This is a genomic window from Gottschalkia acidurici 9a (genome assembly GCF_000299355.1).
Taxonomy (GTDB): domain Bacteria; phylum Bacillota; class Clostridia; order Tissierellales; family Gottschalkiaceae; genus Gottschalkia; species Gottschalkia acidurici.
Genome location: NC_018664.1, coordinates 2,095,700 through 2,120,309 on the forward strand (window position 1 = coordinate 2,095,700; position 24,610 = coordinate 2,120,309).

Below are 24,610 nucleotides of genomic sequence, written 5' to 3' on the forward strand. Positions count from 1 at the left end.
CACATTATCATCTCCTTTTTCTTTAGCTTTTTATGTCTAGATATAATTTAAAGTATAGTAAGGTAATAATTTTGATCTCTGTATCATTTATATGTAGTTTCATATAATTTTCAATAGGTAATATTAAATAGTCTGACTAGCTCATTATAGAATCGTATTTACTTTATTTTTTATTATCCTATTAGCTATTGTCTTGTATCACCTTTAACTAAAGATAATAGCCCACATATTATAGTTAATATTCCACCACCACGTATCCAAACAGCAGTACTATGACATGGCATAGTCTCTTTAATGCATAGTCCTATTCCTAATACTGAATCAGATGTAACTACTAAAAACAAAATTCCTATTGCTATAAACGTCCAAGGTTTTCTTGTATTCATAAACAGTGACTCTATTCCAGCTACTATAAGAACTATAGATAATAATATGGATGCTTGTCCTGTATAGAAGCATCTCATATGAGTCATATTTCCATTAGCTAACTCTATCATTTTCTCACAAACTGGTGACCATATAAGTATTGCACTTATAACTATAAACCCTACTAATACTAGAATTCCGTTAAGTACTTTAGATGAACTTTTATTCATATAAGCATCTCCCCCTTTCTCTAATATTTATTTTTCAAATACCAGTTCCATGATATACCAAAGAAATACCTACTTCAAATAGTAATTCTATATAATTCTTTGCTTTTCGATAAATTTTTTCTATAATAGATATTTAAAAACAATATTTGACTATCAAGTTTAAATATTATAATAAGAAAAATATCAACATTATGGAAAATAAAAAACTCCTTTCTAGCATAGATTTTATAATCTTTGTCAGAAAAGAGTTTTTATTTACTATAAAGCTTTTACTTCTTTATTTTGACGTACCATTGTGAAATTAATAATTAATGCTAATGTATATAGTGCTAATATTGCTAATAATATATCATTATATGATCCTGTTCTAGAAAAAATAAATGCACTTAGTTGATTACCGCTTAAACCTGCTATGGCCCATGCTGAAAGTGCTAATCCATGAATCTTACTAATATTTTTCATACCGAAGCAATCTGATAATATCGTTGGTAAGTTACTAAATCCTCCACCATATGTGGAGTTTATAGCACACAGTAAAATAATAACTATAGAGGCAATTCCACTTTGAATACTATTTGTTATAATTGTTAATCCAACAGTAGCTATAGAAAGTAGAAGTATTATTTTATATATAGTATTTCTATCTTTCAACTTATCTGATGCTGCTGAGTAAGCAAGTCTACCGCCTGCATTAAACACCGCTGTTAACGAAGACACCATACCTACTGCTGATAAAGATAGTCCTGCAAATTTCATAATATCTTTTTCTTGTGAGATTAGAGCAAGACCACATGTAATGTTAATATATATCATAAGCCAAATACCTATAAATGTTCTATCTTTAAACATAGAGATAACTTTAAAGTCGGTCTTCCCTTGCTCTTCAACCCATCCTTCCGGCTTTTTGATTAGTATACTTCCTGTAATCATCATAACAAAATAAACTGCCGCTAAAATATAAAACATTGAAACGAGACCAACCTTTTCTAATAAGAAAACCATAACCGGACTAGCTATAACCTTTGCTAAACCAAATCCTGTAATAGCAAGACCCGTTGCTAGACCTTTTTGCTTATCAAACCAAAGCATAAGTGTCTTTACTGGTGATAAATATCCTATACCAAGACCTATACCCATTATCACACCATAACTTATATATATACCTAATAGAGATTTAAAGTATATCGAGACTCCAGTTAAAGCAAGTCCTAGTGTAAAGCATATAGTTGAAATTATAGATGATTTTTTGACATCTCTCTCTATAATCTTACCAAAAAATGCAGCTGATATTCCAAGACAAAAAATCGCTAAACTAAAAGCCCATTCTATCTCTGATTGAGTACTGCCAATATGCTTAGCAATATCACCTTTTATTAACGACCAGCAATAAACAGTACCTATACTACAGTGAATTAAAAGTGCAGGTATAGCAGATCTCATCCATTTGTTATTTGCCTTATTCATTATATTTTCCCCTTTTTTTAATTTTACTTTATAATTTCATATTGTTATCCTCTAATATCCTCACTCCTCTTTTATTTTTTCTAATTCTTATACCCAGTATTTATGATAAAAAACATTATATATGGTTTGTTAATAAATTCAATTTTATCACCTTTATAGCATTATGACAACGTTTTCTTTTCTTCAAAATAAAACATCTGTTATTCTGAAAGTATATGAATTTTCAGAATAACAGATGTTTTGTATTTTAAATAATTATATCTTTAGTTTGCTTGCTTAAGTGCATCTTTTAAATCCTCATCTGCTATACTTATCTGTTTTATATTAAACGTATCTACTAAATATTGTAATACATTAGGAGATAAAAATGCTGGTAGACTTGGCCCTAAGTACATACCTTTTATTCCTAGTGATAACAATGCTAATAGATCGGCTACCGCCTTTTGCTCATACCAAGATAATACTATTGTAAGTGGTAAAGAGTTTACATCTGTTTCAAATGCATCTCCAAGCGCTGTTGCAATTCTAACTGCCGAATATGCATCATTACATTGTCCTACATCTAACAATCTTGGTAATCCCGATACTGTTCCAAAATCTAATTTATTAAATCTATACTTTCCACAAGCTAATGTAAGTATTACACAATCCTCAGGAACTTTTTCTGCAAACTCAGTATAATAATTTCTTCCTGGCTTAGCTCCGTCACATCCACCGATTAAGAAAAAGTGTCTCAATTGACCTCCTTTTACTGCATTTACTATATCCTCCGCATGAGACAATGTTGCATTATGTCCAAATCCTACTAATATTTCTTTTTCCTCTTCATCCTCTTTAAATCCACCTAATTCTAGTGATTTATTTATGATTTCACTAAAGTCTTTAGTTCCATCTTCATTTGTTTTAATATGCTTAATACCATCCCAGCCCACAACATTAGTGCTGTATATTCTGTCTTTGTATGTTTCTCTAGGTCTCATTAAACAATTAGTAGTCATCAATATACATCCTGGTATATTGTCAAATTCTTTCTGTTGGTTTTGCCAAGCAGACCCATAGTTACCTACTAAATGCTTATATCTTTTTAGTTCTGGATATCCATGTGATGATAACATTTCTCCATGAGTATATATATTAATTCCCTTTCCATCTGTTTGCTCTAGTAGCATTTCTAAATCTCTTAAATCATGCCCTGATATTATTATAAATGGTCCTTTTTTAGTATGCACATTTACTTTATGAGGAGATGGATTTTGATATTTTGTGGTGTTAGCCTCATCTAATACTCTCATTACTTCTACGCTCATTTCGCCTACTCTCATAGTCATTCGTATCATATCTTCAAGAGTTAACTTGTCATTTGTAGTAGATTCTAGCCCTATGAAATAAAATTGATCTACTTGATCACTATTGTAGTTTATAAATCTTGCTTGATGTCCATAAGCACTTACTCCTTTTAATCCATATAGTATTGTTGATCTCAAAGAACGTATATCTTCATTAAGAGATTGATCATACATGATGCCAGCTCTTTCAGAGTCTCTTAGCATATCTTCTTTAGTGTCACTAAGGTTATATGTAGCTGCATCAGGATATTGTCCTTGTGGCGCCTTATTTCTCAAGCTTTCTTTTATTTTTTGCGATTCTTTTAATAATTGTACATGAACTTCTGCATCAAAGTTTACATTTGTCAATGTTGTAAATAATCCATTTTCTACAAACGCTACAATTTCTTTGTCAATAACTTCTCCATTGTCAATTAAAGGTTTTGCATAACAAGCTATACCTTTTAGTTGGTATATTAAGAGGTCTTGTAAGTTAGCAATTTCCGGTACTTTTCCACATACACCACTCTTTGTGCATCCTTTTCCTCCCATTGTTTGCTCACATTGATAACAAAACATTAAATTTGGCATTTTATCTCTCCTCTTTGGATATAGTTTTTTAAAACAGTAGTATTGCTTTTGTACCTTTTAAGAAATATACATTCTTTGTACGTGAATTATTAAACACTTTCAAATTCTTTATTCAATAAACTTTATTACATATTTATTCTATACCCAACTTTGTTATAAACTTGCTCTAAATTTTATAATTTTGCTACAATTTTTTTATAAAGTTTTTTATATTATTTACTATGTTTTTTCAATTTTTCAAGAGCTTCATAGAATCGATTCGATTTCATATTTGGAAATGCTTTAATAAGTCTTTTGTGTATTAATTGTCTTTCTTTTAAGACCTCTTTTTGTTTTAATCTTAATTCATTAAATCTTATTTTTAACTTCTCATTTTTTTCTAATATAGTATGAGTTCGTCCAGATATATTTTCACCAAGCTCATCTGAAAGTTCTTTTATTTTAATTGTAATATCCTCAAGCTGATCAAGCTTTCTATTTAGGCCATATATTGATACTACTGTAACATAAGCATCTACAATAAAAATTAATAGTATAAATAAAACAAGTGGATATCCGAAGAATTTAGGTATATCCATAACAAACCTATTTATAATTGGATGAATAACTTTCATAATTAATATACATCCAAGTCCCCATAAAAGTGAGAACTTCAAGCAAATATACCCTTGAATATTAAAAGGTTCCCCAGAGTAATCCCACCATTTATGATGAAATAGTTTTTCTAGTATAAAACCGGTTATATATTCAAGTAGTGAAGTTAGGATAACTGAACCTAAAAAAAGTATAATAAGATTATCCTTAACTGGTGTTAGAAAATAAACTAATATAACTGTTCCAAATCCATATATAGGACATACTGGTCCATTCAGAAAGCCTCTGTTAACAAACTTACCGGTATTTACAGTGGCATAAATAACCTCAGTGCACCATCCAATAAAAGCATAGATTGTAAAGAACCAAATATATTGATATAGCATAATGTCTTGAGTCATTGGTATCTCACCTTTCATTCATTAAAGTCACTATATTATAAAAAATATCATAGCATAAACATTGTATTAATATTAAACTCCCCTAACTATAAGTATAGGGGAGTCTAGATTTAATTATTTAAATAAGTTTTGTACTTTATTATAAACCTTTTATCTCCATTATATTTTCAGTGTCATAATTACTTAAAACCCTTGTGTAGCCAGTAAACATACTGTTTACTTCATCGTTTCCTGTGTCTACTAAAAGAGGTCTATCTTCTAGTGACATAAGTTTGCTTTTAGTTGCTATTATTCGTATATTTGCTTTTCCTACTCTTTTTATAACTTCTGCACTTAACTGTTGGTTTCCTCTTCCAAAAATGTATCCTTGACCACCAATAACAGTAACTATTATCTTAGCTTTATTGTCTCCTATTATATCTAGAATTTGTTTTTCATTTACATCCGATGCCACTAATTCTTTATTTTTTACAATATCTATTCCTAAAAGAGTATTAGGTAACTCTAACTTATCCATGATAGGTCTAATAGATGTACCTGATCCAATTATGTAGAATACATCATCCTCCATATCATCTACTATTCTCTCAGAGATCCCTTCTAATGATTCTGCTTCTGAACTTCCCCCACCAGATTTAGTTACTTGAATTAATCCTTCTTCTACAGGAATCTTCATATAACCATATAGCCTTGTAGTCACTGTTCCTTTTCTAAATGCTTCTTCATCTATATCCATTACTTCTGATTCTTTTGTGTTCATATTTTCATTTTGAAGATATTTTAAAACTACTTCACCTGCTGCTCTAGGATGATTTGCATACACTGCTGAATGAATTTTTACTCCTGCTGGTATACCTATAACTGGTATTTCTGTTCCTATAGCGCTACAGATATTACGTGCAGTACCATCTCCACCTGCAAAAAGTATTATATCTACTCCAGCTTCAACCATTTGTTTTGCAGCTTGCTCTGTATCTAAAGGACTAGTGTCTCCTTTACCATCTCCAAGTACTGTAGGTTCAAATCCCACTTCTATAGCTTCTTCTTCACCCATTTTTCCAGGATAAGTAATGATTTGTAAATTATCTTTGAGTGGAAGTAAGACTTTTAAAGCTTTTTTTGCTTTTTCTGGTGATTCAGGTACTGCACCTAAACTAAGTGCTTTCTCTAAAACCTCAGGACCATCTGTCCCTTTAAGTCCTACTCTTCCTCCCATTCCTGCAATTGGATTTACTATAAGTCCTAGTTTCATAAAAAAACCTCCTCTTGTTTTATAAACACATGTAAAAATAGTTTTATTACCTACTGTTATTTATAATGATTTTTAAATGATATGAGCTATATATGTTTGTATTTTAAGTTATCCTAGTATTTATTCTATCATAAATATGGAACTTCCTAAACTACTTCTGTATAAATTATATCTTTTAGGAGAATTTATGATTAATAACCTTCACAGTTAATCAAATTATAACTAAATTCTAGTAAATGTACACGTATAGAACGTTAAAATACACTATAAAAGTGATGCTTACAATCAAAATTAAGTAATTATAGTGTCTATTTTTTCTAAAATTACAAACAATAATTTTATATACGGAAAGATAGGAGGTAATTAAAATAGACATTTTGCAAACAGCCTATGATTATTTTTTAAGGACAATGTTTGGTATTGCAAATCCTTTAAAGAAGTCAATTATTGAAACTAAATGTGAGGTTCATAAGTTTATTAACGTTAAATCATTAAAAGTGCTTATGAATAATGGTTATATGGAAGAGCATAACTTTTTTAATAGTTATATTTTAAATATTAACGAAGGAGCTGTGTGGGCAGATCAAGATTTTAAAAGCTCAAATCATTTTTATAATCCCTATAAAAATAAAGGCTTGTATGGCAGAAGTAATGCTATGAACTTAGGTATAGATTACTACTCTAATGCCATTAACCTATGGAAAGTTGGAGAATTCAACAAATCTCTATTTTATTTAGGCGCAGCTTTGCATATTATTCAGGATATGACTATACCACAGCATGCTAATATCAGACTACTAGACAGTCATCGTCAATACGAAACTTTTGTTAAACAAACTTATAAATATATTAAAGACTTTCAGGTTGTCAAACAATTATATTTATTAGACTCCATAGAGGACTATATTAGATATAACGCTCGAATTGCTATTAAAATTTATACAAAGTTTAATCTCATTTTAGATGATGAACAACGTTATTATCAGGTTACCAAATGTGCACTGCCTTTAGCTCAAAAAACTACAGCAGGAGCAATGATTATGTTCTATAACGATATCTTTACAATGGGCATAACTCAATAAGGTCAGGATTGAAAGTTGTTTTTCTTCTCTTCTTTCTTTCCTGACCTCTTCTTATTTATTATTTTTAAATTTAATAGTCTAAAAACCTTACCTATTTAGCATTATTCTCAATAATTTTTATAATTAAGTTTGATGCCAATTTCATAGATTCTGTAGGTATCAATTCAAACCTTCCATGAAAGTTGTATCCACCTGTGAAAATATTAGGGCATGGTAAACCCATATATGAAAGTCTTGCACCATCTGTTCCACCTCTTATAGGCTTAATAATAGGTTCTATTCCAAGCTCTATCATAGAACTTTTAGCTAATTCAACAATCTCCATATGCGGTTCAATCTTTTCTTTCATATTGTAGTAACTATCTTTTATTTCCATATTAATTATATTGTCATACTTGTGATTTAAAAGTTCTACTATTTTTTTTAAATATTCTTTCTTCTCCTCAAATTTATCTATTGAATGATCTCTAATAATATAGTTAGAAACAGTATAGTCTACACTTCCAGACATTGAATCTAATAAATAGAAACCTTCATACATTTCGGTATATTCTGGTTTCTGATTTACTGGTAACATATTTTCAATCTCCATAGCCACTCTAAGTGAATTAACCATAATATCTTTTGCTGTTCCTGGATGAACATTTTTACCTTGAATTTCTATCTTTACACTTGCAGCATTAAAGTTTTCATACTCCAACTCACCAACAGGCCCTCCATCTATAGTATAAGCAAAGTCTGCATTAAAACCCTTTACATCAAATAAGTCTGCTCCTCTACCTATTTCTTCGTCTGGCGTAAAACCTATTTTAATATCTCCATGTTTAACTTCTGGATGTTTAATTAAATATTCAACGGCATCCATAATTGCAGCTACTCCCGCCTTATCATCTGCACCTAGTAAAGTTGTACCATCTGTTGTAATGATTTCTTTTCCTTTAAGCTCTTCTAGGAAAGGAAACTCTTTTACTGTCATAGTATATTGATCATTTAGTTTTATATCTCCATCCTCGTATAGAAGTATATTAGGATTTATACATTTACCATCTAAGCTAGGACTAGTATCTAAGTGAGCAATGAAACCTATTGTCGGTACCTTTTTATCTATATTGGACTTAAGTGTAGCATATATATAACCATTCTCATCCTGTTTTACATCCTTAAGTCCTAATTCTTTCAACTCTTCTACTAATAGCTTTCCAAGTTCTAATTGCCCAGGTGTACTTGGACAACTTTCACTACTTTCATCAGATTTTGTATCTATAGCTATATATCTAGTAAATCTTTCAACTATTTTTTCCATATAATCTTCCTCTCGTTAACTATATTGTGCTTGTATTCCTACAATTTATAATAAAAATGACCCTTAAACTATCTGTCTAAGGGAACATGAAAAATATATTAGCTTTTAGTTTTTATATAGTCTTTATAAGTATTTAAACTTTTAAATTATGCTACAGTCCATCCACCATCTACAGGAAGAACAACTCCTGTTAAATATGAAGATAAATCAGATGCTAAGAAAAGCGCTGCATTTGCTATATCTTCTACTTGACCAAACCTTTTTAATGGTATGGGTGCTAAAAACATTTCTCTTAGTTCTTTATTCTCAAGTACATCTTTGGTCATTCCAGTTTCACCAGTACCTGGACAAATACAGTTTACTCTAATGTTATGTTGAGCATAATCCACCGCCATAGCTTTAGTTAAAGAAACAACTCCACCTTTAGATGCAGCATAAGATATAGCATCTGGGAAGCCAATAATTCCAGCAGCTGAAGCAGTATTTATTATTACTCCTTCATTATTTGTTTTCATATGTGGAACTGCATATTTACTTACTAAATACACGCTTTTCAAATTTATATTTATTACTCTATCCCAATCACTTTCAGAAAGTTCATCAGCTTTTCCAGGGACATATACCCCAGCATTATTGAAAAGTATATCTATCTTTCCAAATTGTTGTATTGCTTTATCAATAAAGTTTTTAACATCTTCATCTGATGATACATCTGCTTTTACAAATATTGCTTCACAACCATTTTTCTTGATTTCTTCTACTACTTTTTCGCCAGCCACATCGTAATCCACTGCTACTATTTTTGCACCTTGCTTAGAGAATAGTAATGATGCTTCTTTTCCAAATCCTGATGCCGCACCAGTGATAACAGCAACCTTATCTTTTAGTAACACATAAGCACCTCCAGAATATTTTGTTTTGTCATTATTTTTACCCATATATTAATATCCTATTCCTCTTATGGATGCATGTCAATGTATTGTATATACATCTACGGTTTCACTATTAGCATATATAAATCTTTAGTATTTTAATTTTAGGCTACATTAGACAATTATGTGATGAGTACGCAATATATTAAAGTTATGAACTATAAAATTCTCGTTGACCATTTAAGTATAGGATATAAATTTATTAAAAATCTCTGCAAAATTAATCATTGTAAAAGATAAAATCAAAATTAAAAATAAAGTACTGATTGTTTTTTGTGATACTAGTTTAAACTTATTACTTATTTTGTATGATAAAAAGCCTATAGTAGCTCCTATTGAGTTTATAATTATATCTTCCGTATCAAAACTACCAAGATATGTTATCATTTGAAGAATTTCTAATGATAATATGAAAATCAAAAAAACAAATATAAATTTATAATATTTAGTATCAAATATCATAGGTATTAGTATTCCAAAAGGCACAAAAGCTAATAGATTACCTAAACTAAAAAACCACAAAAGTGACAATTCCTTCGGATACCATAATGGTATTCTTGTAGGAATTATCGAAAAACGATATCCTAGAATAGTGCTACTTGCCTGCAGTCTACCAAATCCAAAGAACATAAAATAGATTATAACAATTGTATAAATTAGTAATAATGTTACTAATAAATTGTGTCTTTTTTTATTCATGTTTCTTACTCCTTCATTTAATAACTTAATCTATATAATTAGTACCTTGTGCTACTGAAATTAAATATCTAAGTTCATCCTTATTCAAATCTTTACCCATGGATTTTCTATCCATCTCTTGCAATAAAATAGGCATGCTTTCTATGAAGTATAGTTGATATCTATTTCATAACTATTGCTTATATAATTAATAACACAATTACCTAACAAAGCCTATTTTTGATATTTTAAAGAGACATTATTTTGAGAAACTTGGTTATAGGCAGTGAATGCATCAAAAATATTGAATTGCTTTGTATAGGGGTTTCCATCTGCATTAGCTGTTACTAAAATATACTCCTTATCATCTATTTTTGCTAAGCTAGCAAGACATAGTTTAGCTTGTTCTGTATAACCAGTTTTTCCACCTTCAATAATTCCGTTATTTATCTCTTCTGTATCCATATGTTTAAACATTGTACTTTGAAGAGTAATCCCATTAGGTTGAAGATTAGTAGCTTGTGTCGTGTGACTTTTTGATGTATATACTTCTCTAAATGTATCATTCTGTAATGCATATTTTAGTAGTATTGCTATATCACTTACACTACTATAATGATTAATATCATGTAATCCTGTAGAGTTTGTAAAATGAGTATTCTTCATTCCTAGTTCTTTAGCCTTTTCATTCATTAACCTCACATAGTTTTTTTCTGATCCTGAAATTGCATTAGCTAATCCAATACAGCTTTCTGCACCAGAAGGTAATAGTACTCCGTAAATTAAATCAATTGCTTGTACACTTTCATTCGGTAAGAAACCTGCCATAGAAGCACCTTGAGAGTACAATTCTTGAAACATATCTTCTGACAAATAAATCTTTTCATTTAAATTAGGTAGATTTTCAATCGCTAATATTGCCGTCATAATCTTTGTAAGAGATGCTGGATAAATTCTTTTATTACTTGATTTATCTATTAATACTTCATTATCATCTAAAGATATAAGAATGGCATTTGAACTATATAGATTATTATATAAGTCATTAGCCATTACACTATTTAATAAAAGTAATACTGTAATACATATACATATTATTAAAAGATCACCTCTTATTTTTCTCTTTTTGGTTTCGTTCTTTGATCTATAAGCTATCATTTTAATATTCCTCCTTGGATATAAGATTAAGTATTGTCTTATAATATTATTCTAGTATAAAGCAATACTTTTTGTATAAACAACAGCTTATAGACTTCTTAAGATTATCTTAAGGGCTGCTTAATTCTCATAGTTTCAACTTATCACAAAAATAAAGAAATACCATTTTACTATGCTTTTTTGTACTATAGTAAGATGGTATTCCTTATTCATTAATTAATATCAAGATTTTATATAATGCTTATGATTTTAAGTTTTTATATGAATCTTTAAAATTTAAATCCTTTTTTTATAGATTTCGTAGGACATGTTTTTATACATTCTCCACATCTAATGCATTCAGGACTATTAGGATTTTTATAAACTTCTATATTCATCTTGCACTTGTGTGTACATGCGCTACAGCTTGTACACTTGGTTTTGTCTACTTCATACTTATAAAAACTTATTTTATTAAATAGTGAGTAGAATGCTCCTAATGGACATACAAATCTACAAAATGGTCTATATATAAGTATCGATGATACAATCGTTAAAATTAATAAAAACATCTTCCAAACAAATAAATATCCTAAGGCCCCTCTTAAAGATTCATTTTGTGAAATTAGTGGTATTCCACCTTCTAGCGTTCCTGCAGGGCATATATATTGACAAAAATATGGAGGACTTGTTCCAAATTCATTTACTAAAAACATAGGAAAGATTATAACAAACAGTGCTAGTATGATATATTTAAAGTATTTAAGCACATTGTTTACCTTTTTACTCACATTTATCTTTTTAGAAGGTATCTTATATAGTAAGTCCTGAATAAAGCCAAATGGACATAACCATCCACATATAAATCTCCCAAATATTACACCGAATAAAGACATAAATCCAATTACATATAGTGAAAAATTATACCTTATTGTTCCCATAACAGCCTGTAAAGAACCTATTGGACAAGATCCCATGGCTCCTGGACAAGAGTAACAGTTTAGACCTGGAACACATAGTTTTTTTGTATTTCCTTTATAGATAGTACCGTTTAGAAATCCGTTTATATTTGCATTAGTAGTTATAGTCGCAATAATTTGTGTTATTATTCTCTTATCCAATTCCTATACACTCCAAACATATGTTTATTGCCTTTTTTAATACAATTCTTACTTCATCTCTGTATATTCCAGTAAAAATAAATATAATGCTCATAATTAACATTCCATATCTTACTTTTCTGTTGAATTTATCTACATTCATAAATTCCACTTCCTTAATATCTCGTTTATTAAATAACAGTTATATACCTCACCTACTATAAGGTAAGGTATATATTTTACTACTTTATACTTTTTAATCTATCTTGAATTTCTTTCATATATCCGTCTTTATTCTTAGCACCTACTACAAACTCTCCAATGATATTACCTTCACTATCAACAAAGAACGTAGTTGGAACTCCTGAAACGTCTTGTAATATACCATTCATAAGCTTTTCATCTGGAATAATATTGGCAAACTTTACACCTTTTTTTGATACAATTTGTTTAGCTAGTTCTTCATTATCTGGATCCGGTGTATCTGAAACGATACCAAGGATATTAATATTCTCATCCTTAACTTCCTCATAAAGCTTTTGAAGATCAGGCATTTCTTTTATACATGGTCCACAATATGTAGCCCATATATTTACCATCGTAAGTTTACTATCTTTTAAAATACTACTGTCTATTTTCTTACCATCTAGAGTTTTAGCATTAAATTCAAGTTTCTTATTTTCACTTAATTTTTCCTGTTCTGTTACTGGCTTAAATGTCTTAATCAAGCTTTTAAATTCTTTAATTTCTCCATGTATTTCTTCATATTCTTTCTTAGACTTTTCTGATAAGCCATTAGTATCAAGAGTATCATTATATAGTAAGTAAAATTCAAGATTATCTTCTTTTCCCATTAAGTCTTTATTTTTATATTTTGCAAATAACTCTTTCTGAAGTTTACCCTCTTCTTTACCCTTATCTATAACTGCTACAGTCCATAACTCTTTAAATTCCTTAGTTAAATCCATAATTTCATCTGCAGCTTTTTTGATTTTTTCTTTATCTGTTTCTGGAATTTTGTCTGCTTCTTCACTTAATTTTCGTGCTTTCTCCATAGTCTCATCAGGTATGAAACTAACTATCATTTGTCCTTCTATATTTTCTTCTGCTTGGGTTGCATATGCATCTATATTTTGTGCTTTACTCTTCCACTTGCTAGGTACACTAAACTCAACTCCTATATCTTCAAATCTTCTTAATGTTTCATCTTGTACGGTTTCTGCTTTTTTAGTTTCACTTTTGGTTTGCTTTGAATTTTCTTCCTTAGATTTATCACACGCTACCATTGATATAGAAAGTACTCCCGCTATTAAGGTTATTAAGATTTTTCTTTTCATATTAACTCTCCTTTATTTTTATATTTTCATGCTTTAGCTATAATAATTGCTAATTTACTATTTTATAAATAAAGCTTATAAAGCTATATAAACAACTTGGTTTATTCTAATTTTGATTTCAAAAAACTTATAATTTATGGTCCTCCAATAAAAATATAATTTTTTCTATACATTTTTATTTCTCCTTTCATAAATAGTTTCATGACAACAAATAGAGTTTATAGGAATTAAGGAGAATATTTGTATATATATCCTTATTGAATTCTTAAGAATTGCTTATGAGACGCTTAATATTTTCAATAGTCACTACTATCAGAAATTTGGTTATACACAGTAAATGCATCTAGAATATTGAACTGCTCCGTTTGAGGACTTCCGTCTGCATTAGCAGTAACCAGAATATATTCCTTGCCATCTATATTTGCTAAACTAGCAAGGCATAACTTAGCCTCTTGTGTATAACCGGTTTTTCCACCTTCAATGGTTCCATTATTCAGCTCATCTGTATCCATATGTTTGAACATTGTACTTTGTAAAGTAACTCCATCAGGTTGAAGATTAGTCCCCTGTGCTGTATGGCTTTTTGATGTATATATTTCTCTAAATGTATCATCTTGTAATGCATATTCCAGCAGGATTGCAATATCACTTACAGTACTATAATGTCTTTCATTATGTAGTCCTGTAGAATTTGTAAAGTGAGTATTCTTCATTCCTAGCTCTTGAGCCTTTTCATTCATTAACCTAACATAATCTTTTTCTGAGTCTGAAATTTCGTTAGCTAATCCAATACAACTTTCTGCGCCAGAAGGCAGTAATACTCCGTAAATTAAATCAATTGCTTCTACACTTTCATTTGGTAAGAAACCTGCCATAGAAGCACCTTGTGTGTATAGTTCATCAAACATATCTTTCTCTAGATGAATCTTTTGATTTAGATTAGGTAGATTTTCAATTGCTACTATAGCTGTCATAATTTTTGTAAGAGATGCAGGATAAACTCTTTCATCACCTGATTTATCCAATAATATTTCATTATCATCTAAAGAAATAAGAATGGCGTTTGAACTATGTATATCATAAGCTACATCCTGATTAATTTTATCGTAAGACCTTACTTTTTGTTTTTCTTCAGTTATTTCTGTTTCAAGGTTATTTTTATTTGTTGAGTGATTTAACATAAATAAAGCCGCTATACATATTGTAAAAAATATACATATCATTAGAAGAGTAAGCTTTATCTTGCTCTTTTTCTCATTGTGTCTTTGTCTACGTGATCTCATTTTAATATTCCTCCTAAGTGCAAATTACAATATTGTCTTACAATACAATTCTAATAAAAGTAAATATTTTATGTATAAACAATCACTTATAGACTACTTAAGATTCTCTTAAGAACCGATTAATGTTTTCATGACTTTTTAACCCAATAAAAAACACCATTCTCTATGATTTTTCATATCATAGTAGAATGGTGTTCATTAGTTATTGATTACTCCCGGTATTTTTATATAGAATGTAGTATAGTCGTCATTGCTCTCCGCATAAATTTCACCTTCATGTAGAGTTATAATTTCTTTAGCAATAGCAAGGCCTAAACCAGCATTACCAGTTTCTGTTCCTCTAGATTCATCTATCCTATAAAACTTTTCAAATATGCTGTTCAATTTTTGCTGTGGAATACTTTTTCCATAATTTTTAAAAGTTATAATGGCATTCTGCGATTGTTTCTTCACATCTATTGTAACTTCACTATTTTCATAACCATATGCAATTGCATTTTTAAATACATTATTAAATACTCTTGCTAGTTTATCTGGATCACCACAAAGCATAATATTATCTTCTGCATTTACTATAACTTCTTGCTTTTTTTCAGAAAGCATTGGATAAAATTCATCAGCCATTTGAAACAGCATATAAGATAAATTAAAATCTTTTTTCTCTAATACAATGGCTTGAAGATTATATCTAGTAATTTCAAAAAATTCATTAATAAGTTTTTCAAGTCTACTTGCCTTTTCTAAAGTAATTTCCATGTACTTTGCTCTTTGTTCAATAGGCATATCGGGTATCTCTGACATTAAATCCAAATATCCAATAACTGAAGTAAGAGGAGTTTTTATATCATGTGCTAAATAAACAACTAAATCATTCTTTCTTTGCTCTGCCTGTTTAGCATCTCTTTCTCTCTTTTCTAAAATATGCTTACACATATTTAACTTAGTTTCCATAGAGCTCATCTCTGGTGATAATTCAATATCTCCGTCTGAACCACTCACTAAAATATCCATTCCCCTGTCTATCTCATCAAAGTATTTTGTCACCCAAGAGATAGCAAATCTAAATATAATTAAGAAAAAAACAACGCATGACCCCAACATAATTTCATTTATATTATTACGAAATACATATTGATGAATAATCACTGCATCTGAGTCAGATAAATAAAATGTATCCTTTAAAAAATTTACAATCCAATTTCCAAAATGACCTCTTAATCCTATACTTAATAATATTAAAAATCCAACACTTGCTAAGATAAGCATTAATACTTTAAAGGATATTTTCCGTTTAAATGCTAAGTAGTCATTTTTTCTTGTTCTTTTAGCCTTCAATTTTATAACCAACTCCCCATACAGTTTTGATATATTTAGGATTCTCAGCAGAATCATTCATTTTTTCTCTTAGATGCCTAATATGAACCATAATAGTGTTATTATTGTTAGTAAAGTATTTCTCTCCCCAAACTTTCCTAAACAATTCATCAGAGCTTACAACTTGTCCTTTATTTTCACATAATACCCATAGAATTGAAAACTCTGTCGGAGTTAAGGATAATGATTTTTCATTTAAGAAGCATTCATGAGTATCTTTATCTACTATTAATCCTCCTATAGAAATTATATTTTCTTTTTGAGATTTATTTAATTGATTATACTTTGTAAATCTTCTTAACTGTGCCTTTACCCTTGCTACTAATTCTAGTGGTCTAAATGGCTTTGTAATATAATCATCTGCACCTAGTGTCAATCCTGTAATCTTGTCTAACTCTTCATCTTTTGCAGTTAACATTATAATTGGAAAGTTGTAAGAAGCTCTTATTTTTTGGCATATTGAAAATCCATCTATATCTGGAAGCATGATGTCTAAAATAGCCATATCTAACTGTTCATTTTCTATAACTTTTATCGCCTCTGCTCCTGTATAGCACTTAAATACTATAAAGTTCTCATTTTTTAAGTATAATTCAATTAAGTTAGCTATTTCTTTTTCATCTTCAACTACTAATATTTTAGCAGTCATATATACACCTTCTTTTTATTGTATTTTATATCCTTAAAATTCTTAGATTTATTTACTGTATTAATTTTATAACTTTCTCTAAATCTGTATTGTTTTTTCCTAAGATATTATTTTATATTATCATAGCAATTTAAGCAATTCATTCAGTCAATATATTTACTATTATTGACTTACTTATTTGATCTATTATGTTAATTATTTACTTGTATTAAGTTATAAAGAATCAAAATAGATCAGATAGTTTAAATCTATCTGATCTTATAAAGAAAAAACAGGGTAACTTAAATTCTCCCTGTTAGTTATTTTATCTAAGGTTAGTTCATCCTTTTTTTTATTAATTATAGACTTACTTTATATCTTTTACTTAAATTATGAAAATTAAGAATTATTCATTATATTTTGCTATTCTAGTATTTTTTCGTTTCTTATTTTTTAATATTAGTTTTGATTTATTTCTTACTACAGATTTCAAAATAATATTTTCTTCTGTCTAAGATCCTACTATTCCTAGATGCTCAAATAAAATTTTAGTACCCATAAATATTAGAATTAGTCCACCTATAAGTTCCGCCTTCGTCTTAAATTTATTTCCAAATGTATTTCCTATCCTAACACCAAACATTGATAATACAAAAGTAACAATTCCTATAAGCAAAACTGCCGTAGTAATGTTTACATTAAGAAATGCTAAGGTAACTCCTACCGCTAGGGCATCAATACTTGTTGCAACTGCTAACACGGACATGCTTTTAAAACTAAGAGAGTCACCTATACTCTTAGAGTCATCTTCAATTCCACATTCGCAACCTCTTGATTCACGAATCATTTTTAAACCAATAAATAAAAGCAATATAAATGCTATCCAGTGGTCAATAGATGTAATTTTGTTTTGAAACCTCACTCCAAGAAAATATCCTATTAAAGGCATTCCTGCTTGAAATGCTCCAAAATACAGCCCAACTATTCCAGCCTTTTTAACATTAATCTTTTTTATAGACAATCCTTTACAAATGGCTACTGCAAATGCATCCATTGATAACCCAACTGCTATAATAAACAGTTCAAGTAAACTCATATTTCTTTCTCCTTTATCCTTTTAGTTTTTAATATAAAAAAAGATTCATTCTCTCTATAAACGCAACACATTCAACGTTCCTTGGGAATACAAAAATGCCAATTGAGCCTAATACCCCCTTGGTGTCAAAGTCTGAATATTATATTTCTCTTTATTCATTATGTTACCTCCATTGGAAACCATCCATAATTACAATACAAACTTAGAATTAAAAAATTCTGTATCTTTCAATGCCATCTGAAGTCCCTCAATACTATCATTCTTGGCATCTTCATCCTGTCTGTCAAACAAAAGTTGCTCCAGCCATTCCCATATATCCTCTAAATTCCGACGAATTTGATAAAATCTCAAGGCTTCTTGATTTAGAGTGAAATCTTTATGAGTTTTTCGATAGGCATCCATAAATTGAGAGTAATAGGTTTTATCCGTGAAAAACATAATATCCGCCTCTGGAGGAGCCAGCTTTAATCCTTCCCAATCAATAAGTATCAATTGTCCCTTGGACTCCATTAGATTCCAGTTATGAAGGTCTGTATGGCAGAGTACCCGTTTAATATTACTGTTTTTTAAATTTTTTTGCAACTTTAATAAAGTATCTATCAAAATATTGATGGAAGAAATATAAGGCTGTAACAGTAGTTTGACTGTGGCTGGAAGGAGACCAGCTTTTTCTAAGAGTATTTTATTAAGCTCTCTAATAAAAGGAACTTCGAAACTTTCAACAATATCCTCTGTATGAATAGGAATCTCCTTTCCGTACTTGTGAAGGGATGCGACTAATCCTCCAAGCTGTTCTACCTGCTTTGGTGTTAAAGTTTTTTCCCCTACTGTTTCACCATCTATAAACTCATAGAGAAGATAGATAGCGTTCTTATCTTCACACTTATATGTTCCATCCCTTGTTAACAGAGGAACTGGCAGCTTTCCTTTTAAATCAGAGTACTGTATGAGCCACTGCGTAATTGGAATATATTGATCTATCAAAGCTGTATACTTTTGCGTTGAAGCTCTGGATTTCTCATACTTCTTTAAAAAATAGGTGTGTGTACAATCTTCAATACGGTACGCCAGTGCCGACCATCCTCCCTTTTGAGAAGCAATGGTATTGACCTCTATATCATAATATTTATTTATAATATGTTTGATATGACTCATATCACATCTCCTTTAGAATATTTAATATCATCTTGAAGATTCTCTCATTTCTTGATATATTGCGATGAAAGGGAACTTTTCCTCTATAAAATTTGCGTTCTTAGGATGTCATCTATAAAAACGAACAAAACTTCAACATCTTATGATTAAATCGTCTTATTTTCCCACTTGTCCACTATTCACCAACAAAACTACACATTCAACATGCATACTCCCAGCAAAAACATCTACTGGTTGAACTTCTTTAACTAAAAATCCTTTATTACTTAAATAGTTAAGGTCTCTAGCAAGTGTAGAAGGATTACAAGAGACATAAACTACTCTTTCTGGTTTCATTGACACTATAGTGTCTAGTACTTCTTTTTCACATCCTTTTCTTGGTGGATCTAGTACTATTACATCTGCTTTTATTCCCTCTTTATAGAGTTCAGGTAGTACTGTTTCTGCTGTTCCTTCATAAAATTCTACATTTTCTATACCGTTTAGTTCTGCATTTTCTTTAGCATCTTCTATAGCTTCACTTATTACTTCTATACCATAGACTTTTTTAGCTTTTTGGGCAAGAAACAATGATATTGTACCTATACCACAATATATATCATACACAGTTTCTTTTCCTTTTAAATCTGCATATTCTAGCGCCTTCTTATATAGTATTTCAGTTTGAATAGAATTTATTTGAAAGAATGATTGTGGAGAAATATTAAACTTTAACGCTCCTATATAGTCTATTATTTTTTCATCACCATATAACACTTTATTTTTATCTCCGAGTACTAAGTTGGTCTTATTTTTATTTATGTTCTGAACTATACTTTTTACACTTGGAATTTCTTTTTTTAACATATCTATAAGTTCTTCATAATAAGGTAATCTTTTAGTATTAGTTACTATTATAATCATAGTATCCTTAGTTTTAAAAGATACTTTAGTTATTACATGTCTTATATTTCCTTCTGCGGTCTTCCTATTATATCCAGATACATTGAATTTCTTCATAAACTCTCTTACTATATTTATAGCTTTCTCACTCAGTTCATGTTGTATTATACACTCATCTGTATCTACTATATTATGACTTTCCTTTTTATAAAATCCTATATGATTTTCATCTACTGGAACTTGAACCTTGTTTCTATATCTTAATGGGTCTTCCATTCCTATAATGTTATGAACTATTACGTTTTTTAGTTTTCCTATTTTCTCTATATCATTAATTACTTTATTTGTCTTTAATTCTAATTGTTTTTCATACTTTAAATCTCTGAGTTGACATCCACCACAATTTTCTGATACTTTGCATAATGAATCGACCCTATAGACTGATGGTTTTACTATTTCTAATACTTTTCCTAAAGCAAATCTTTTTTTCATTTCACTTATTTTTATCTTTACTATATCTCCTATAGTTCCACCGTCTATAAATACAGTTAATCCATTTATTTTAGCTACACCTTTTCCTTCATGTGTTATATCTATGATTTCTCCATCTAATATAGTTCCTCTTTTTATTATTTCACTCATATACTGACCTCTCTCTCTTTTCTTCCTTTCAATTATAAGTAATATTATTTTTACTGTCCAGCCTATAAATTTTTAATATTCATATAATTACTATCCATTTTCACGTTCTTTATCATCAGTCATATTATCCACTATTTTTAGTATAACTGGCACATATAATTGAGCTAAAGGAAATCCTATGCAAAATCCTAATAATGAAGATTTAAGCCAAATAATTGTAAATTGTCCGATAGGAAGAGGCGCACTTTTTATAACTGTTATAAAAAAAGATATGGATAATGACAACGATACAGAAATCATAAATCCAGAAACTATATTTGAATATCTTTTGTTAATTTTCATAATTTCACTTCCTCTTTACTTTTTTAGCAAAAAAATAGCATACCCAGCCAATTGGTATGCCAAAGATTAGAATCAGTTTGCCTTTATTGTTGTTGTCCTACTATACATTTTATACCTTAGAAATTTTTTCTATACCTATTTATTGTAATATAATATATATTATTTTTCTATAATATCATATATTATATCAAAAACTTCCTTATAATTTTTTTTCATGTTAATAATTTTTAAATCTTTTGATGCAAATGCATGAACTGTATACCCATTAGCTAAAACTTCTTTATCGAATTTTCTTACTATCTCATAATCAAATTGTATTCTCGCTGGTGTAAGCTTAGTTACTTTAGTTTTTATTATTATTTCATCATCATATTTTGCAGATGATTTGTAAGTACATCTAACATCTACTACTGGAACTAGTATGTTGTTATATTCTAGTTCAGTATATTCTAATCCTATATTCCTGAAAAACTCTGTTCTTCCAATCTCAAACCATACAATATAGTTGGAATGATAAACGACCCCCATTTGATCTGTTTCTGCATATCTAACTCTAACTATTGTTTCATTTATCAATTTAAAACACCTTCGCTTCTCCTTTGTATATTAATCCTCCGACGCTATCTACTGTTATTACTTCATCATTTTTAAGCTTAGTAGTAGCATCTTCAACGCCTACTATAACTGGTATTCCTAAGTTTAAACCGACTATTGCAGCGTGTGAAGTGAGTCCTCCACTTTCTGTTATTATTGCAGATGCTTTTTTTAAGTATTCTATTATATCTTTGTCTGTAGCTATATCTACGATTATATCTCCTTCTTCAAACGACTCCTGTAGTTTCTTTCTATCTGATGCTATACAAACTTTTCCACTTATAGATTTTTCCCCTATGCCTATTCCTCTTAATAATGTTTTACTAACTATGTGAACCTTTATTAAGTTAGTACTTCCTATTTCTCCTACTGGTATTCCTGCTGTTATTACTATTAGATCCCCTTGTTTAAAATACCCTTTTTCTAAAGTAGCTTCAACTGATGAGTCTATTATATCATCAGTAGTCTCAACATGCTTAGATTTTAAAGGATAAACTCCCCATACTAATGATAATTTTCTCATTACACTTTCGTCTGGTGTTGTTGCTATTATTGGTGCATGTGGTCTATATTTAGAAACTGCTACTGCTGTATATCCTGAAGAAGTTGGTGTAACTATTGCAGCAGCCCCTAAGTCTTGTGCAGTAGAGCATGTAGCATGACTTATTGCATTAGTTATAGTTATATCTCTTCCTATAGTTTTGTTTCTTAACAACTCTTCGTAATTCAGTGAGCTCTCCGTCTTAATGGCAATATTATTCATAGTTTGTATTGATTCCTCTGGATATTTTCCAGCGGCAGTTTCTCCTGATAGCATTATAGCATCTGTACCATCCAGTATTGCATTTGCTACGTCCGTTACTTCTGCTCTTGTTGGTCTTGGATTTCTCATCATAGAGTCTAACATCTGTGTTGCTGTTATAACTGGCTTTCCTGCTTCATTACATCTTTTTATTATCATCTTCTGAACTAGTGGAACTTCTTCTGGAGGTATCTCTACACCTAAATCTCCCCTAGCCACCATTATCCCATCTGAAACCTTTATTATATCATCTATATTTTCTACACCTTCACGATTTTCTATTTTAGAGATTATTTGAATATGTTCTCCATTGTTTTCCTCTAGTATTTTTCTTATTTCTATTACATCTGTAGCTTTTCTTATAAATGATGCTGCTATAAAGTCTAACTCATTATCTATTCCGAACTTTATATCTTCTATATCTTTCTCCGTAATGGCTGGTAAATTTACTTGTACATCCGGAACATTTACACCTTTATGATTCTTTATTATACCTCCATTTTTAACCATACACTTTATATCAGTGTCGCTTTTTTCTATTACTTCTAGTTCTATAAGTCCATCATCTATTAAAATCTTATTTCCTATTGCTATATCATTAGGTAAGTTTTTATATGTTATATTGGTTATTTCATTGTTCCCTAGTATATCTCTTGTAGTTAAAATGAATTCACTGCCTTCTTTAATTTCTATCTCTCCGTTTTCAAAGTCCCCTGTTCTTATTTCAGGTCCTTTAGTATCTAGCATTATAGACACGGGTAAGTTAAGCTTTTCTCTTACTTTTTTTATACTATCAATCATTTTTTTATGTTCTTTACGTGTCTGATGTGAGAAATTTAGTCTAGTTACATTCATTCCTTTAAGCATTATTTTTTCTAACATTTCTTCACTTTTTGTAGATGGACCCACGGTACAAACTATTTTTGTCTTTCTCAATAAAACCACTCCTTATATTGAAATCATTTTAGATAGTTTATAAGTCTCACTGTCAAATTCTTTTTTCATTGAAAGAGCTTCATCTATATCCATATCTATGATCTTATTGTCTCTTACTCCAACAACTTTACCTGAAATTCCTTTCATTAAAAGCTCTACAGATTTTGCCCCCATTTTACTAGCTATTATTCTATCTGTCGCTGTTGGATTTCCTCCCCTTTGAATGTGTCCTAGTATAGTTACTCTAGTTTCTATACCTGTCTTTTCTTCAATACTATTTTTTAATTCATATGCATTCCCTGCACCTTCTGCTAAAACTATTATACTATGAAGTTTACCTCTGTTTCTTCCTTGAATTAATTTCTTACACACTTCATCTATATCTAGTTTTTCTTCTGGCACTATTATACTTTCTGCTCCACCTGCAAGCCCCGAACACAATGCAATATCTCCACATTCTCTTCCCATTACTTCTATTATATTAGCTCTTCCATGTGAAGCAGATGTATCCCTAACATTACTTATCAAATCTACTACTGTATTTACAACAGTATCAAAGCCTATAGTAAGGTCTGTATAGGCTAGGTCGTTATCTATAGTTCCTGGTATTCCTATAACCGGAACCCCTAGCTTATTTAAATCATTAGCTCCCCTAAGAGTTCCATCTCCACCTATAACTACAAGTCCTTCTATCCCAAATATCTCCATTACAGTTAAAGCTCTATTCTTGCCTAAATCTGTTCTAAATTCATCACTTCTAGCTGATCTTAAAATCGTACCTCCCCTGTGTATGGTATCTCCCACGGATGAAAGGTTCATCTCTGATATATTGCCCTTTATAAGGCCATTATATCCTTCTTTTACTCCCATAACTTTAATCCCGTTATATATTCCTGTTCTTACCACAGCTCTTATAGCTGCGTTCATTCCTGGTGCATCTCCACCACTGGTAAGTACCCCTATAGTTTTCATCTTTATCCTCCCTCTTCTTATTTTACTACTACACAGTTTTCTCCAAGTATATTTTCTAACTCACCATATAAGTCATCTTTTTTATATCTACCCAATAATCTCTTTCTGCCAC

Annotated in this window: 23 protein-coding genes; 1 reads left to right on the forward strand and 22 read right to left on the reverse strand. The window is 30.0% G+C overall.

From position 1 onward, the window contains the following. Positions 1–185: 185 nt before the first annotated feature. The 5 genes from CURI_RS10020 to CURI_RS10040 all read right to left on the reverse strand — a co-directional run bounded on the left by CURI_RS10020 (position 186) and on the right by CURI_RS10040 (position 6,223). Positions 186–596 (reverse strand): DUF4418 family protein, encoded by a 411-nt coding sequence (locus tag CURI_RS10020; protein WP_014968140.1) that lies wholly within the window; start codon positions 594–596, stop codon positions 186–188. Positions 597–854: 258 nt separating this feature from the next. Then, entirely contained in the window at positions 855–2,060 is a 1,206-nt protein-coding gene (locus CURI_RS10025; protein ID WP_014968141.1) for an OFA family MFS transporter, read from the reverse strand. A gap of 263 nt (positions 2,061–2,323) precedes the next feature. Beyond that, positions 2,324–3,976 (reverse strand): hydroxylamine reductase, encoded by a 1,653-nt coding sequence (gene hcp / locus CURI_RS10030; protein WP_014968142.1) that lies wholly within the window; start codon positions 3,974–3,976, stop codon positions 2,324–2,326. Between the two features lie 212 nt (positions 3,977–4,188). Continuing rightward, positions 4,189–4,971, reverse strand: coding sequence for a putative ABC transporter permease (locus tag CURI_RS10035; protein WP_041701767.1), 783 nt, complete (start codon positions 4,969–4,971; stop codon positions 4,189–4,191). A gap of 139 nt (positions 4,972–5,110) precedes the next feature. After that, the gene (locus tag CURI_RS10040) at positions 5,111–6,223 is read right to left on the reverse strand and encodes an ATP-NAD kinase family protein (protein ID WP_014968144.1); all 1,113 of its coding nucleotides are present in this window, start codon (positions 6,221–6,223) and stop codon (positions 5,111–5,113) included. Between the two features lie 410 nt (positions 6,224–6,633). Between CURI_RS10040 and CURI_RS10045 the strand changes: the two genes are divergently transcribed. Continuing rightward, on the forward strand, positions 6,634–7,305 hold the full coding sequence (locus CURI_RS10045) for a zinc dependent phospholipase C family protein (protein ID WP_051004022.1): 672 nt from the start codon (positions 6,634–6,636) through the stop codon (positions 7,303–7,305). 91 nt (positions 7,306–7,396) lie between these two features. On the opposite strand, the gene pepT is transcribed toward CURI_RS10045, so the two are convergent. The 17 genes from pepT to pfkA form a co-directional block, all read right to left on the reverse strand. Then, positions 7,397–8,608: a peptidase T gene (pepT, locus tag CURI_RS10050; protein WP_014968146.1), complete on the reverse strand. Its 1,212-nt coding sequence runs from the start codon at positions 8,606–8,608 to the stop codon at positions 7,397–7,399. Between the two features lie 146 nt (positions 8,609–8,754). Further along, entirely contained in the window at positions 8,755–9,546 is a 792-nt protein-coding gene (locus CURI_RS10055; protein ID WP_228370414.1) for an SDR family NAD(P)-dependent oxidoreductase, read from the reverse strand. A gap of 174 nt (positions 9,547–9,720) precedes the next feature. Next, positions 9,721–10,239, reverse strand: a complete 519-nt coding sequence (locus CURI_RS10060) for a VanZ family protein (protein ID WP_014968148.1) — start codon at positions 10,237–10,239, stop codon at positions 9,721–9,723. 213 nt (positions 10,240–10,452) lie between these two features. Next, on the reverse strand, positions 10,453–11,376 hold the full coding sequence (locus tag CURI_RS10065) for a D-alanyl-D-alanine carboxypeptidase family protein (RefSeq protein WP_014968149.1): 924 nt from the start codon (positions 11,374–11,376) through the stop codon (positions 10,453–10,455). Between the two features lie 269 nt (positions 11,377–11,645). Then, complete coding sequence (locus tag CURI_RS10070; RefSeq protein ID WP_014968150.1) at positions 11,646–12,476, reverse strand: 4Fe-4S binding protein; 831 nt, start codon at positions 12,474–12,476, stop codon at positions 11,646–11,648. Continuing rightward, positions 12,469–12,618: a CD1871A family CXXC motif-containing protein gene (locus CURI_RS15895; RefSeq protein WP_095532015.1), complete on the reverse strand. Its 150-nt coding sequence runs from the start codon at positions 12,616–12,618 to the stop codon at positions 12,469–12,471. Before CURI_RS15895 ends, CURI_RS10070 begins: the two co-directional genes overlap by 8 nt. Before the next feature lie 79 nt (positions 12,619–12,697). Then, on the reverse strand, positions 12,698–13,792 hold the full coding sequence (locus CURI_RS15075) for a TlpA disulfide reductase family protein (RefSeq protein WP_014968151.1): 1,095 nt from the start codon (positions 13,790–13,792) through the stop codon (positions 12,698–12,700). Between the two features lie 296 nt (positions 13,793–14,088). Beyond that, on the reverse strand, positions 14,089–15,075 hold the full coding sequence (locus tag CURI_RS10080; RefSeq protein ID WP_014968152.1) for a D-alanyl-D-alanine carboxypeptidase family protein: 987 nt from the start codon (positions 15,073–15,075) through the stop codon (positions 14,089–14,091). A gap of 198 nt (positions 15,076–15,273) precedes the next feature. Next, on the reverse strand, positions 15,274–16,422 hold the full coding sequence (locus tag CURI_RS10085; RefSeq protein ID WP_228370415.1) for a sensor histidine kinase: 1,149 nt from the start codon (positions 16,420–16,422) through the stop codon (positions 15,274–15,276). Then, the gene (gene vanR / locus CURI_RS10090; protein ID WP_014968154.1) at positions 16,400–17,098 is read right to left on the reverse strand and encodes a VanR-ABDEGLN family response regulator transcription factor; all 699 of its coding nucleotides are present in this window, start codon (positions 17,096–17,098) and stop codon (positions 16,400–16,402) included. Before vanR ends, CURI_RS10085 begins: the two co-directional genes overlap by 23 nt. A gap of 490 nt (positions 17,099–17,588) precedes the next feature. Continuing rightward, positions 17,589–18,173 (reverse strand): manganese efflux pump MntP, encoded by a 585-nt coding sequence (locus CURI_RS10095; RefSeq protein WP_014968155.1) that lies wholly within the window; start codon positions 18,171–18,173, stop codon positions 17,589–17,591. 189 nt (positions 18,174–18,362) lie between these two features. Continuing rightward, positions 18,363–19,328 carry an aminoglycoside phosphotransferase family protein gene (locus CURI_RS10100; RefSeq protein ID WP_014968156.1) on the reverse strand — a complete coding sequence of 322 codons (966 nt, stop codon included), beginning with the start codon at positions 19,326–19,328 and terminating at the stop codon, positions 18,363–18,365. A gap of 156 nt (positions 19,329–19,484) precedes the next feature. Continuing rightward, the gene (gene rlmD / locus CURI_RS10105) at positions 19,485–20,852 is read right to left on the reverse strand and encodes a 23S rRNA (uracil(1939)-C(5))-methyltransferase RlmD (RefSeq protein WP_014968157.1); all 1,368 of its coding nucleotides are present in this window, start codon (positions 20,850–20,852) and stop codon (positions 19,485–19,487) included. Between the two features lie 90 nt (positions 20,853–20,942). After that, positions 20,943–21,194 (reverse strand): DUF2798 domain-containing protein, encoded by a 252-nt coding sequence (locus CURI_RS10110; RefSeq protein WP_014968158.1) that lies wholly within the window; start codon positions 21,192–21,194, stop codon positions 20,943–20,945. Between the two features lie 159 nt (positions 21,195–21,353). Continuing rightward, complete coding sequence (locus CURI_RS10115) at positions 21,354–21,770, reverse strand: acyl-CoA thioesterase (protein ID WP_014968159.1); 417 nt, start codon at positions 21,768–21,770, stop codon at positions 21,354–21,356. A 1-nt stretch (position 21,771) separates the two neighbouring features. Beyond that, a complete protein-coding gene (gene pyk, locus CURI_RS10120) occupies positions 21,772–23,526 on the reverse strand; it encodes a pyruvate kinase (protein WP_014968160.1) in 1,755 nt (584 codons plus the stop codon). Positions 23,527–23,538: 12 nt separating this feature from the next. Then, on the reverse strand, positions 23,539–24,498 hold the full coding sequence (pfkA, locus tag CURI_RS10125) for a 6-phosphofructokinase (RefSeq protein ID WP_014968161.1): 960 nt from the start codon (positions 24,496–24,498) through the stop codon (positions 23,539–23,541). Positions 24,499–24,610: the final 112 nt, after the last annotated feature.

Excerpts from the sequence above, each read along its gene's own strand:
- CURI_RS10020 (WP_014968140.1), bottom strand. The coding sequence starts at position 596 with ATGAATAAAAGTTCATCTAAAGTACTTAACGGAATTCTAGTATTAGTA.
- CURI_RS10025 (WP_014968141.1), bottom strand. The coding sequence starts at position 2,060 with ATGAATAAGGCAAATAACAAATGGATGAGATCTGCTATACCTGCACTT.
- hcp (WP_014968142.1), bottom strand. The coding sequence starts at position 3,976 with ATGCCAAATTTAATGTTTTGTTATCAATGTGAGCAAACAATGGGAGGA.
- CURI_RS10035 (WP_041701767.1), bottom strand. The coding sequence starts at position 4,971 with ATGACTCAAGACATTATGCTATATCAATATATTTGGTTCTTTACAATC.
- CURI_RS10040 (WP_014968144.1), bottom strand. The coding sequence starts at position 6,223 with ATGAAACTAGGACTTATAGTAAATCCAATTGCAGGAATGGGAGGAAGA.
- CURI_RS10045 (WP_051004022.1), top strand. The coding sequence starts at position 6,634 with ATGTTTGGTATTGCAAATCCTTTAAAGAAGTCAATTATTGAAACTAAA.
- pepT (WP_014968146.1), bottom strand. The coding sequence starts at position 8,608 with ATGGAAAAAATAGTTGAAAGATTTACTAGATATATAGCTATAGATACA.
- CURI_RS10055 (WP_228370414.1), bottom strand. The coding sequence starts at position 9,546 with ATGGGTAAAAATAATGACAAAACAAAATATTCTGGAGGTGCTTATGTG.
- CURI_RS10060 (WP_014968148.1), bottom strand. The coding sequence starts at position 10,239 with ATGAATAAAAAAAGACACAATTTATTAGTAACATTATTACTAATTTAT.
- CURI_RS10065 (WP_014968149.1), bottom strand. The coding sequence starts at position 11,376 with ATGATAGCTTATAGATCAAAGAACGAAACCAAAAAGAGAAAAATAAGA.
- CURI_RS15895 (WP_095532015.1), bottom strand. The coding sequence starts at position 12,618 with ATGAATGTAGATAAATTCAACAGAAAAGTAAGATATGGAATGTTAATT.
- CURI_RS15075 (WP_014968151.1), bottom strand. The coding sequence starts at position 13,792 with ATGAAAAGAAAAATCTTAATAACCTTAATAGCGGGAGTACTTTCTATA.
- CURI_RS10080 (WP_014968152.1), bottom strand. The coding sequence starts at position 15,075 with ATGAGATCACGTAGACAAAGACACAATGAGAAAAAGAGCAAGATAAAG.
- vanR (WP_014968154.1), bottom strand. The coding sequence starts at position 17,098 with ATGACTGCTAAAATATTAGTAGTTGAAGATGAAAAAGAAATAGCTAAC.
- CURI_RS10095 (WP_014968155.1), bottom strand. The coding sequence starts at position 18,173 with ATGAGTTTACTTGAACTGTTTATTATAGCAGTTGGGTTATCAATGGAT.
- CURI_RS10100 (WP_014968156.1), bottom strand. The coding sequence starts at position 19,328 with ATGAGTCATATCAAACATATTATAAATAAATATTATGATATAGAGGTC.
- rlmD (WP_014968157.1), bottom strand. The coding sequence starts at position 20,852 with ATGAGTGAAATAATAAAAAGAGGAACTATATTAGATGGAGAAATCATA.
- CURI_RS10110 (WP_014968158.1), bottom strand. The coding sequence starts at position 21,194 with ATGAAAATTAACAAAAGATATTCAAATATAGTTTCTGGATTTATGATT.
- pfkA (WP_014968161.1), bottom strand. The coding sequence starts at position 24,498 with ATGAAAACTATAGGGGTACTTACCAGTGGTGGAGATGCACCAGGAATG.